This window comes from Flavobacterium arundinis (genome assembly GCF_038289855.1).
Taxonomy (GTDB): domain Bacteria; phylum Bacteroidota; class Bacteroidia; order Flavobacteriales; family Flavobacteriaceae; genus Flavobacterium; species Flavobacterium arundinis.
Genome location: NZ_JBBYHR010000005.1, coordinates 122,605 through 136,833, shown reverse-complemented (window position 1 = coordinate 136,833; position 14,229 = coordinate 122,605). Strand labels below are relative to the sequence as shown.

The 14,229-nt window shown below is 46.7% G+C and carries 2 protein-coding genes; both read left to right on the top strand.

The window, feature by feature from the left end:
- Window positions 1-584 precede the first annotated feature (584 nt).
- The gene (locus tag AAEO56_RS10750) at window positions 585-5,006 is read left to right on the top strand and encodes a lamin tail domain-containing protein (RefSeq protein WP_341697056.1); all 4,422 of its coding nucleotides are present in this window, start codon (window positions 585-587) and stop codon (window positions 5,004-5,006) included.
- 234 nt (window positions 5,007-5,240) lie between these two features.
- On the top strand, window positions 5,241-14,123 hold the full coding sequence (locus AAEO56_RS10745) for a YDG domain-containing protein (protein ID WP_341697055.1): 8,883 nt from the start codon (window positions 5,241-5,243) through the stop codon (window positions 14,121-14,123).
- The last annotated feature ends 106 nt before the right edge of the window (window positions 14,124-14,229 follow it).

The window sequence follows — 14,229 nt, the reverse complement described above, 5'->3', positions numbered from 1 at the left end:
ACTCTTGTGCAGGCCGGATGTCGTTTGCTATAAATATGCCATCCCTCCGGGATTCATCAGTAGCAGCCCCAGCGGGGCGATATGTTTATAGTATTATTGATATCGTGCAGCTAAAGTTCCGGAGGAACGGCATATAAAAATATTCAAACTCTTTAGAACAATGTGTTTTGAAAATTTTCGGTTTTAATTGATAACTTATTATTACAGACTCACGCAAGTCTAAAAAATTTGGAAGAAATAATTTGAAGCTGCTTCTATAAGCAGGTATAAAGAAGTTGTTCGTGTTAGTTTTTTGATCCGGATTCCCCTGTCAGCCAACGTCAGGGGTTTCTTTTTGGTATAACCACGGAATTTACATGCTTTTACGTTTTATTCAATTTTTGCCTAATTATATTCGGAATTCAACTATATATTCGAAATATATCTCATAATTAACAAAGATTTTAAGCAGCTAACATTCCCTTCAGGAAATCATAACCACGCCCTTACAGTAAGACAACCTCACTTTTAAAACCGCATAAAGGATACTCGCTAAGTTTGTATAGCATTGATAGTCAGTGCGAACAAACCAAAATTTATTTTTTATGAAAACACAGTTACACAAGGCATTCCTTAATGCCTGTATGCTGGCCGTTGTACTATTAGCAACGTCGGCAATGTGGGGTCAGGTCACCCTTCCGGGGTCGTCACCTTACTCTGAAAATTTCAACACCACACCGGGCGCATCGGGAACGTCCTACCCTACGGGCTGGACTTCCTACAATGGCACTACAGTGGACAATTCGATGACAGTAGGCGGCGCTACTTCCGTTACAGGGGGTAACTACAACTTCGTGTCACGAATCGGTATTTTGGGTTCGGGCAGCGCATTTGCACCGGGCTCTATTGTTTTGAGCATTGCCAACACAACCGGCAAAAGCGCCCTTAAGATCTCCTATGATGTAGTAAAGATCATAGAAAACTCAAGGAGCAATTCGTTTAACCTTGAAGTAAGTACCACCTCGGCTACTACCGGCTTTACAGCTATACCAGCCGGCGCTTACACCTCTGGGACAATTGCCCAGGGTACTACCACTGCTTATGCAAACATCGACATCGCTGCCCTGAGCAACATCAGCGGCAATGTATGGATCCGTTGGAATTACAATGATCTTACCGGCACAGGCAGCAGGGATGGCCTTGCCCTTGACAATGTTTCTGTATCATGGAGTTCAGCACCTGCTGTAACAACTTCGGCTGCAACTTCGATCACGACAACCTCAGCAACGCTGAATGGTACTATTAATGCAAACAGCAACACTACTGCCGCCTCTTTCAACTGGGGCACTACTGTTAGCTACGGAAGCAATGTAACCGCAACGCCATCGTCTGTAACAGGTACGACAGCCACAGCTATAAGCGCGCCAATAAGTTCTTTATCACCAAATACACAATACAACTTCAGGGCTGTAGGTACCGTTAGCGGCACACCGAGCAATGGAGCAAACGCGAGCTTTTATACTTTGGCCCAGGTACCGGGAGTACTAACTGTTGACAATGCAGCTATATACGCGCTTAATGTAACAGTAACATCTGCTACGCAAAACGGCAACCCGGCAGCTACGCAATATGCGATAAAAGAAGCCGCGGGACAGTATGTACAGGCTGACGGTTCCCTTGGCGCTACAGCCGTTTGGAGAACAGCCGCTACATGGGCTACCACTACAGTAACCGGCCTTACGCCTTCTACTTCATACACATTCAGTGCAAAAGCAAGGAACAATGCTACTTCACCGGTTGAAACTGCTTTTGGGGCAACCGCTACCGAATCTACACTTGCTAACACACTGCCTACACTTACTGCAGGCGAGCTTGACGGTTTTGGATCAGTATGTATTAACGTGGCTTCTGGTTCAGGTATGTTTACCCTTAACGGTATCAACCTTACACCGGGCGATGTTACTGTAGGCCCTCTTGATGGCTACACTTTCTCGACTACAGCATCAGGTACTTACACCGCCACATTGGTTATCCCGCAAACGGGAACACTAACACAGGATGTATATGTAACTTTTGCACCGACAACAGTTGGTTCTTACAATGGTAACATTGCTGTAACAGGCGGTGATGCTGATGCTATTGCCGTAGCTGTAACTGGTGCAGGTATAAACACACCAGGATCGGTAACTACGGTATCTGCCACTTCCCTTTCGGCTTCTACTGCTGAAGTTGGCGGTAATGTAACTGCTGAAGGTTGTACTGACGTTACTGTAAGAGGTGTTGTTTACAGCACAACAGTAAACCCTGTAATAGGCGGAAGCGGCGTTACAGCTGTTTCTGACACTGCCGAAGGCGCCGGTACTTATACTGTAGCCCTTAGCGGACTTATAGGAGGTACAACTTATTATGTGAAAGCTTATGCTACTAACGACGGTGGTACAACTTACGGTACACAATTGAGCTTTACTACTGCCAATGTAATAGCGCCGGTTGCTACCGCTGCTACAAGTATAGATTATGACAGCTTTGTTGCCAACTGGAACGCTGCTGACGGTGCTGCAAGCTACAGGCTTGATGTGAGTACTTCGCCAACATTTGGTTCGGTTACCCTTGCTACGGATCTTTTCTTCTCTGAATATGTTGAAGGATCGTCTACAAACAAATACCTTGAAATATACAACGGTACAGGTGCAAGTGTAAACCTTGCTGACTACAGGGTAAGGCTTTACTCTAACGGAAGCAGCACCGCTACAGGTACATCTAACGACGTACAATTATCAGGTACTCTTGCTAACGGCGCTACAGCGGTTATCAAAAATTCAACTGCTACTATTTACAGCGGTACTGCTACAGTAGTTGCTTCGGTAAACTTTAACGGTAACGATGCTGTTGCCCTTTACAGAATATCTACAACGTCAAACGTTGATATCTTTGGTAACATCGGTACAGATCCGGGTGCTGCCTGGACAGGAACAACAAATACTACAGTTGACAAAACCCTTGTAAGGAAAGCTTCAGTATCAGGCGGTGTAACTACCGATCCATCAGGAACAGGATTCCCTACACTTGACACAGAGTGGGATATGTTTAACCAAAATGATGTTACACATCTTGGTTCGCACACTTATGCAGGTATTGCACCTTCATTTGTACCTGGCTACGAAAACCTTGCTGTTACCACAGGTACAAGCCAGGTTGTTACAGGACTTACCGAACTTACAACCTACTACTACAGGGTAAGGGCTGTTGCCGGAAACACAAGCGGTAATTCTAACGTTATTGAAGTAGCTACTACAGCAAACACAGATCCTTCACTTTCTGCTACGGCCCTTACTGCTTTCGGTGCAGTTTGTATCGACAGTGAAGATGGCCCTGAGACATTCACTATTACAGGTTCTTTCCTTACTGAAGATAACGTTGTTGTAGGCCCGCTTGACGGCTACACGTTCTCAACAGATGACGTTACTTACCTTGACACCCTTAACCTTGACCAGGCAGGAGGCACTTATAGTCAGGTAATATATGTTAAAATCCTTCCTTCCGTTGTTGGAGACTATTCAGGAAACATTCCTGTTAGCGGTGGCGGTGCAGACAGCATCAACGTAGCTGCATCAGGAAGCGGTGTGGACACTCCTGCAACTATCGTTATTAACAGCGCTGATGCAGTTAGCGCTTCTACAGCTACTGTTGAAGCCGAAATTACAGCTATCGGATGCTCTGATATATTTGAGATCGGTGTTGTATATGCTACTACTGCCAACCCTGCCATAGGCGAACCGGGTGTAGAGCAATATATTGAAACAGCATTTGGCCTTGGTACTTTTGATGCCAACCTTGAATTCCTTGCCGGAGGTACTACCTATTATGTAAGGGCTTACGCTATCAATAACGGAGGTACTTCTTACAGTGCCGAACTTACGTTTACTACTGACAACGTAATAGCTCCTGAAGCCAACCCTGCCCTAAGTGTAACAGAAAGCAGCTTTATAGCCAACTGGGAACTAGTAGACGGCGCAGTAAGCTACAGGCTTGACGTGAGCACATCGCCAACATTTGGTGCAAGCGCTCCTGCAACAGACCTTTTCTTCTCTGAATATGTTGAAGGTTCTTCTACAAACAAATACCTTGAAATATTCAATGGTACAGGCGCTGCTATAGACCTGTCTGACTACAGGGTAAGGCTATATTCTAACGGAAGCTCTGCGGCTGTGGGTACTAACGATGTTGTACTATCCGGCATGATCGCCGATGGCGCTACTATAGTAATCAAAAACTCAGGCGCTACACTTTACTCCGGTACTGCAACTGTTGTTTCTTCGGTAAACTTTAATGGTAATGATGCTGTTGCCCTTTACAAAATATCTACTGCTTCAAATGTGGATATCATCGGTAAAATAGGCCAGGATCCGGGTGCTGCATGGACAAGCGCTACTAACACTACCGTTGATAAAACCCTTGTAAGGAAAGCTACAGTAACAGGCGGTGTAACAGCAAACCCTGCTACAGGTTTTGACACACTTGAATCGGAATGGGATGTATATAACCAAAATGATGTTACACACCTTGGTGCGCATACGTACTCAGGTATTGCCCCATCATTCGTTCCGGGCTACCAGGACCTTGCTGTAACAGCCGGTACAAGCCAGCTTGTTGACGGACTTGATGCAGCAACAACCTACTACTACAGGGTTAGAGCTGTTGCCGGAAACACAAGCGTTAACTCTAATGTTATAGAAGTAAGTACAGAAGCAACTTCTGGCGGTGCAAGGATGGCAATGGGCCTTAAAGATAACGATGCCAACAACATAATGGTGTACAAACAAAATGGCGCATTAACTATTTCTTCTGCCAATACAGCAATCACTTCGGTAGCGGTATATGACATGACAGGAAAAGTGCTTTTTGCTTCAGACAAGTTTAACCAAAATGAAGTGGTACTTGAAAACATAAGCGCTTCTAACCAGATGCTTATTGTTAAAATAGGTACAGATGCTAACGAACAAGTGACCAAAAAGGTAGCTTACTAAGCATTCACATCTTAAATATATGAGGAATCCCTCTCCGTAAGGAGGGGGATTTTTTCGTTATAGCACCTCCAAGTTAATACTAACTTCAGATACATAACATATTACTAAACAAATGATAACCGACACGTTACAGTAATACAACCTATATCTGCCTGATAGTTAACATAGATAACAAATCTTTGCTATGATAAATAATACCCTAAAAGTATCTAAAATTTAACTAAAAACATGATGATGAAATTACTACATCAAAATCTTCTGAAGGGCCTTTTCCTGATGGTCCTTTTTTTAACGGCTACGGTCTCGTGGGGGCAGCTTGTCGACGAGGGATTTGAGGCTTCGACGGCGCCGGCAGGCTGGACAATGAACAGTATGGCATACTCGACAAACAATAAATGTTCGGGTTCAAGGTCAGCCATGTTCAATGCGAACGGAGATTACATGATCACGCCGGTATTAGGCAGTCCGGGAGTACTGACCTTTACATGGAGACGAAGCAGCAATTCACCCACAAACCCTTCTTTTCAGATTGGGTATGCTACAAGCGCTTCGGCTACTACATGGACATCTATAGGCACTATAAGCAGTTTTACAACAAGCTGCCAGACCTTTACCTACGACCTTACAGGCCTTAGTAATATTTATGTAAGGGTATTGGATAACCGCGGAGGTGGTGCGAATGAAGTGTATGTTGATGATTTTCTGGTAGCCCAACCGGCATTCTCAAGCGCATCGACCATTATAAGGAATACAAGTTTCACTGAGCCATCTAATATTGATTACACACAATACCAGGCTACAGACATAACATTTGCAGGATCGGTACATAACTCTATGGAAGTTGCGAAATTCGATATTCGTGACGGCGGAACCGCTGCAGATGCAGACGCGTTACCTACCACGCTGACGGCCATCACTTTTACTGTTGCCAATCCGGGACCTATAAGGAAACTTGCTATCTATGACGGCAATACCGAAATAGCAGAACAGGCGGTGACATCAACTGCCGGTTCGGTAGCAGTAGCTTTTTCAGGATTTAGCTTATCGGCTCCTGATGGAGGCACTTCTACATTTGGCAGTAAGACATTTTCCCTGCGTGCAACATTTGATGCCGCAGTGACCGATAACACACAGTTTTCTTTCACTGTAAACGCAACTACAGAAGCTACCAGCAATACATCTAAGTTTGCTGCTGATAATGCCGGAGCAGCAGCTTCGTTAACTACAACGGACCGTAACAGGATAGAAGTTACGGCAGACAGGCTTGCTTTTGTAACACAGCCTGCAACTACCAACGCGAACGCTGCTATGGCCAATGTTACCGTTAGCGCGAACGACGCGAACGGAAACCGTGACCTTGATTTTACAAGTGGTGTGAAAATAACCTCAACAGGTACATTAACCGGGTCACCGGTTTCAGCAGCAACGGTAACATCGGGTCTTGCTACATTTACAGGGCTTACACATACCGCAGCGGGCACAGGCTTTGTACTGACCGCACAACGTACCGCAACCAGCGACTGGAGCGTTAACAGTAACACCTTTGCAATCAACAAGCTTGCACAAACTATAACTTTCGCATCTAACATAACCAAAACGTATGGTGATGCCGAATTTGACCTGACCGCAACTGCATCTTCGGGACTTGCTGTAACCTATACCAGCTCTGATGAAAGCGTTGCTACCATTTCGGGAAGTACTGTAATAATACTGAGCAACGGTGTAACCACTATTACCGCTTCTCAGGCAGGAAATGGCGTTTATAACGCAGCAGCAAATGTTGCTAAAACACTTACAGTAAACAAAAAACAGCTGTCGGTAACAGGCGCTGTTGCCCAAAGCAAAATATATGACGGAACTCCTGATGCAACCATCACAGGCGCGGTGCTTAGTGGCGGTGTTGTAGGCAGCGACGATGTAACGCTTGGGTCTTTTTACATCGCTGGATTCAATAATAAAAACATTGGCACAGCCAAACCGGTAGATGCAGCTTTCGAATTGGAAGGTGCGCACGCCAGCCGGTACACTCTGGCAGATCCTACAGGCCTTACCGCCGATATTACTGCTAAAGAACTCACTATTTCGGGGATAACGATTGCCGATAAAGACTTTGACTCTGACACCGATGCAACCATTGTTGGCACTCCTGTGCTTAACGGCGTTGTTGGTACAGAAGATGTTACCCTAAACACATCGGCAGCGACTGCGGTATTTGCTAATATAGGCCCGGGTGCGACGATACCGGTTACCGTTTCGGGATATGCCGTAAATGGCAACGATATTGCCAATTATACACTTATACAGCCTCAAGGGCTTACAGCCAACATTAATGAGACAGGACTTGCCAACCAAACAATAACATTTGGCGCACTGGATGCTGTTACTTATGGCGATGCTACATTTAACCTTACGGCTACTGCCAGTTCGGGATTAACGGTAACCTATACCAGTTCTGACGAAAACGTGGCTACCGTTAGCGGTAATACTGTTACCATAACAGGAGCTGGAACAACTACGATAAGGGCTTTCCAGGAAGGTAACGGCAGCTTTAACCCTGCTTCGTCTGTGCCACAGGAACTTGTTGTAAACAAAAAAACAATTACGGTGGCCGGTGCTGCTGTAACCGATAAGGTGTATAACACCACTACAACTGCGGTAGCAACAGGTACGCTTGCAGGATTAGTGGGCGGCGATGCTGCCTTTGTTGACCTTACAGGTACCGGTGTTTTTGCTTCAGCAGATGTAGCAAACGGTATCGCCGTAACAACAGACTATTCTATTACAGGAACACGTGCTTATAACTACGAACTGACACAGCCGGGCGACCTGACAGGAAACATAACTCCTGCAACGCTTACGCTTGAAACTGCGTCTGCGGCCAGTAAAATATATGACGGCACTACTGCTACTACGGTATCTGGTGTGCTTACAGGTATTTTACCGGGCGATACTGTTACCTATAACGGTACAGGAACATTTGCTTCGGCAGGTGTTGCTACAGGAATTGCTGTTACCTCGACGTCGACCCTTGCGGGAACTGATGCGGGCAACTACCAGCTTGCACAGCCAACAGGCCTTACTGCTGACATTACAGCAAAAAACCTTACTGTTACCGCTACAGCCGGAGATAAAGAATATAACCGCACAACAGCTGCCGTAATCACGGTAACCGGAATAACCGGCCTTGCTGATGGTGACGATGTAACAGCAACAGGCGGAGGTACATTCAACAACTTCAATGTTGGGACAGGCAAGCCGGTAACTGCTGCCCTTTCTTTAACGGGAGATGATGCTGCTAACTATACCCTTACACAGCCAACAGGCCTTACTGCTGCCATTACTGCTAAAAACCTTACGGTTACCAGTGCCGATGTAGCAGATAAAGCTTATGATGGAAATACCAATGCTACAATTACGAATGCTGTACTTGACGGTATAGTTGCCGGTGATGAAGCCGATGTAACCATAGTATCGGGTACGTTTGCGCAGGCAGAGACCGGAAACAATATACCGGTATCCAGCCTTGTTTTGTCAGGTTCTGCTGCAGGAAACTACAGCCTTACACAGCCAACCGGACTTACCGGAAATATTACAGGCATGCCGCTTACGCTTGCAGGCGCTGCGGCACAAAATAAAGTATATGACGGAAACAATACCGCTGTTATTACCGGAACACTTTCGGGTGTTGCTCCGGGCGATGACGTAACCTTTACAGGAACGGGTACTTTTGCTTCTGTAGCTGTAGCTAATGGTATTGAAGTTACGCCACTGATAACAATTGGCGGTGCGGATGCTGCTAATTATACATTTACACAGCCAACAGGGCTTAGCGCGAACATTACACCAAAAGCGCTTACCGTTAACGCTGTGGCTGTAACCAAAGAATATAACCGTACAACTGCTGCCGTAATCACCGTTAGCCAAATAAACGGCATAGTTGCCGGTGACGATATAAATGTTACAGGCGGAGGTACTTTTAATACCTTTACTAAAGGTACAAACAAACCTGTTACTGCTGCCCTTGTTTTGGGCGGGGACAGTGCAGCGAACTATACCCTTACACAGCCAACCGGCCTTACTGCCGATATCACAGCTAAAAACCTTACCGTTACAAGTGCTGATGTGGTTAACAGGCCTTACAACGGGACTACTGCCGCTACGATAGAAAATGCAGTTATCGATGGTATTGTTGCGGGCGATGAAGCTGATGTAGCCATAGTATCGGGTACTTTTGCGCAGGCAGAAATAGGAACCGATATTCCGGTAGCTAACCTTGTACTTTCTGGCGCTGCTACAACCAACTATACCCTTACACAGCCAACTGGGCTTACAGGAAATATCACAGGCACAACCCTTACACTTACAGGGGCTGCTGCACAGAACAAAGTATATGACAGCACCACTGCTGCCGTTATTACCGGTACACTTACGGGTGTTGCCGCCGGTGACGATGTAACCTTTACAGGTACGGGTATTTTTGCTTCTGCCGATGCAGCCAATGGTATCGAAGTTACGCCAACTATCACACTCGGTGGTGCAGATGCTGCTAACTATACGCTTACACAGCCAACGGGGCTTACTGCAAATATTACCCCTAAAACACTTACCATTGCAGGGCTTACTGCTGACAATAAAGTGTATGACAAAACCACAACGGCAACCCTTAGCGGAACACCTTCGCTTGTGGGTATCCTGAACAGCGACGATGTTTCTTTAGACGGGACACCGGTTGCTAACTTCAATAATTTCCTTGTTGGTACTGCCAAACCCGTTACTGTTACAGGATATGTCCTGGCAGATAACGCTGCCAACTATACCCTTGTACAGCCAACAGGCCTTACAGCAAATATTACTGCAAAACCACTTACCATGACCGGCGGTGCAGTGACAACAAAAACGTATAACACAACCACTGCTGCCGTTGTAACCGGTGTAACACTGGTGGGCGTAGAGGCCGGCGATACTGTAACTGCAACTACAGGAACTTTTGCATCGGCAAATGCCGGAACGCAAAATGTTACCGTACTTTTAGCAGGTGCCAATGCGGGCAACTATACCCTGACACAGGCGGACCCGCTGCTTACAGGTACGATCAATAAAGCACCGCTTACAGTGACTGCTGATTTTAAAACCAGGGTTGCGGGCGCTTCAAATCCGGCACTTACCATTACGTATGCCACCTTCGCAGGATCGGATAACGCTGCGGATGATGCCGACTTTACCCCGCCTACCCTTACTACTACGGCCGCAAGCGGATCGACAGTACCGGGAGCTTATCCTATCACTTTTGCAACGCCGGGCGATGCGGATAACTATACATTTACCTATGTAGAGGGGACACTTACCGTTACCGGGCCTGAGACAACCTCATTTGGGCCGGGCACACTCTGGACAAACCCGATCACGGATTCTAACCCAAGTGCAGGCAACCCGTTTACCACAGGGCAAACCGTGGCTACCAACACTAACAGCGCCGCTGCCCCTGTAGGCACAGCGATCATAACCGTTAGCGGGATAGGCCGTGGTTCCGGAATAGGTGCAAATGCAGCAGGTAACAGGTATAATGCGAATTCATGGAATACTGTTTTTGATTCATCAGACTATTTTGAATTTACCATTACACCTGTAGATGGCTATAAACTAAACCTTGCATCATTTGTGTATACCGGACAAGCTTCGGGAACAGGCCCTTCTTCATTTGCCTTCAGGTCGAGCAAAGACGGATATGCCGGCAATATAGGTACGGCTACAGCGAGCGGCGCAACGATTTCCCTTTCAGGTGCAGCCTACCAGAATTTAACCGGCGCAATTACATTCCGTTTTTACGGTTGGGGTTCCAGCGGCTCTAACCCTGCCGGCGGTACATTTAGTATAAACGACTTCAGCTTCACAGGTTCGGTAATAAAACTTCCGAATCCGGCTGTATTGCCTGTAATAAGCAATATCACATCGGGTGTTACTACCTATACCGTGAATTATGGCCAGGCAAATGCCAGTTTTGATGTGGATGTGAATGCCGATGCAACGCCAACGGTAACATTCAGTGCTGCCTTCCCTTCTGCTCTGACAGGAAGCGCATCGATAAATGCTGCAACAGGTGTGATCACTTTTAATGACGACATCCTTCCCGGTACCTACAACATACCGGTAAATGCGAAAAGCTATTACAATACCGTTACTACACCGGCAACCAATGGCGACACGAAGACCCTTGTGTTTAAAGTAAACAAGCTCGACCAGCCGGTTACTTTTGATACTGACCCTAACCCGCTGCCTGCTAACCTACAACCTGGTGATACCTTTACTGTAGACTACAACAATCCGGCAGGCCTGCCTGTAACATGGTCTACTTCAAACGGAAGCGTTGCTACAGTTGCGACTAACGGGGATGGTACAGCCACCGTAACAATTGTTGCTGCGGGATCTGCAAATATTATTGCATCAAACAGTGGTGATACGATCTATAATGCACTTAATGCTACCGCGACAGCGCTTAACATCAGGACGCTTACTGCTACACCGGGCACTATAAACCTTATTGGTTACCAGGGCCAGGCTACAATAGCGGCGCACCTTACCAACATTGCTGCGGCTAACCTTAACGCCGTAAACGGCAACCTGACGATAAGCGTAACAGACGGAGCCGAATATTTCGAAGTTTCGAATGCAGCTAACTCAGGTTTCGATACTACTGCTGCTTATGCCTATTCGGGTGCAAGTTTTAGTACTTCTAACCCTGCTATTTATGTGCGATTGAAAGCAGGCCTTACTATGGGCGATTATACAGGAACAATGACACTATCCGGTGGCGGCGCCATTACTACGGTGACACTTAACGGAACAGTGCAGGTTGCCCCTGTGGTAAACACGACTGCGGCTGCCTATGGCCCTTACTGTGTGGGAACGGATAACAACATCAGCGTGGCCTTTACAACAGAAGGCGGTTTCCCTGCCGGAAACTTCTACGCACAGGTGTCTGATGCTACAGGAAACTTCCATTCTGATTTCTCGAACATCATAAGCGGCGCTACAGCGGCAAGCCCTATAAATGCTACCATGCAGGACGACCTGGCAGCAGGAAATTACAGGGTACGCGTTGTACACCTTTCTAACGGGTTGCTGCTTACTACAAGCTTAGGTGATAATGGCAGTGCCATTGTAATAAATGCAAAGCCAACACTTACAAGCGTACAGGTAGCTGTAAGCTGCGCCGGAACTGCTTCGGGAGTTTCGCTTGCAGGGCTTCTGCCGAATACAGGAGTAACTGTTAACTATACCATAGGTGCTGCGGCAAATACTGCTACAGTAACCGCCGATGCGGGAGGTAATGCCTCGTTTGACATTGTCCTTGACGGAGCAAACGACGGGCAGCTGCTTACTGTAACGTCCCTTACAAGGACTGATGTAACCCAGTCATGTGCTGCGGCCTTTAGTGTTTCGGCTACAATAACTGTAGGCGCGAACACATGGACAGGAGCAGCGGGAACATCGGACTGGAATGACGAAAACAACTGGTCGTGCAATACCGTACCTACAGAAGATATCCGTGCGATCATTGGCGCAGGTGCAAACCAGCCGGAAATTTCAGGTAATACAATCGTGTCTGTAAAAACCCTTACTATAGAAGATGGCGCTGACATGGTGGTAGAATCTGGCAGTAACATCAGGGTTATAGGCAAGGTTACCGTACAGGAAGGCGGTTCATTGACACTACAGAACAATGCCAACCTGATCCAGGTAAACGATGTAGACAACTCGGGTGAGATCACTGTAATAAAAAACAGCGCCCCAATGTACAGGCTTGACTATGCACTATGGTCATCTCCGGTTACAGGCGGATCGCTTGTTGATTTCTCTCCTCAAACGCTTTCCAACCGTTTTTACCACTACAACCCGATAAGCGATGCTTATGCTACCGTACCGGGAAGCACATTGTTTAACGAAGGTATGAGCTACCTTATCCGTGTGGCAAATAACCATCCTGCCTATGTAGCGGGGCAAACAGGTACGCCATGGACAGGTACTTTTGAAGGAACACCTAATAATGGTGATGTAAATGTGAGTGTTATGCCTGCTGACGGAACAATAACCGGATACAACGCTGTGGGTAACCCTTACCCGTCACCTATCAACATTGCTGCTTTTTATGCTGCTAATGCGAATAACTTAGGCGATGATACCTCACTATACTTCTGGAGGAAGAAAAATGACGAAAACACTTCATGCTATGCGTCATTGACACTTACAGGATATACTGCCAACAACGGCAACGCATTTGGCGACAGCAGTAACGGTGTATTCAATAATCCTGAAGAAAGCGACACGTGGGTAATCAACCCTGGCCAGGGCTTTATTGTACAGGCAGAAGGCAGCACCATATCGTTCAATAACGGGATGCGTGTAGCGGTGAACAACAACCAGCAGTTCAGGAACGCGCAGGATGCAGCCACTACAGGCTCCCGCCTATGGCTAAACCTTACAGGCGCTCAGGGCGAGTTCCACCAAACGCTGGTAGCCTATACCAATAACACCACGCTTGGCCTTGACTATGGCTGGGACGGAAAAGCGCTTACTGACGGTACTGTTGCGATATACTCTCTTATAGGAGAATCGAAACTGGGCATACAGGCAAGGCCGGCATTTGATGCAGCCGATGTTGTACCGATGGGCTACAAAGCCACTACAGCAGGCAGCTACACGATAACCCTTGACCACGTGGATGGCCTGTTCTCACAAGACCAGGATATTTACCTGAAAGACAACCTGTTTGGAACGACACACGATCTTAAACTAAGCGCTTATGAGTTTGCCACTGAGGCAGGCACATTTGAGGGAAGGTTTGAAGTAGTATATGCCGAAGCGCTTGGTACTGATATTCCGGTTATGGATGCCAACAGTATCATCGTTTACAAACAGGGCAGCAACATAAACATCAGCTCAGGCACTACAGACATGACCGGTGTTACGGTATATGACCTGAGAGGCAGGGTGCTTTACAGACATGAAAGCATCAATGCTGCCGAAACTGTAATAAGCGGCCTGCAGGCACAGGAGCAGATGCTTATTGTTGAAGTGACAACCCTTAAAGGAAAAGTGAGCAAAAAGATAATTTTCTAAACGCCTATACCCCCAAAATTCCGGGAAACCCCCGCTGTGTTACTACAGCAGGGGTTTTCTTTTTTAAGCCTGACCGCAATGCCTTTGGTAACCATAAGCTAACAAT

What these genes read in the sequence shown, in the direction of transcription:
- AAEO56_RS10750 (WP_341697056.1), top strand. Translation starts at nt 585, where the DNA reads ATGAAAACACAGTTACACAAGGCATTCCTTAATGCCTGTATGCTGGCC.
- AAEO56_RS10745 (WP_341697055.1), top strand. Translation starts at nt 5,241, where the DNA reads ATGAAATTACTACATCAAAATCTTCTGAAGGGCCTTTTCCTGATGGTC.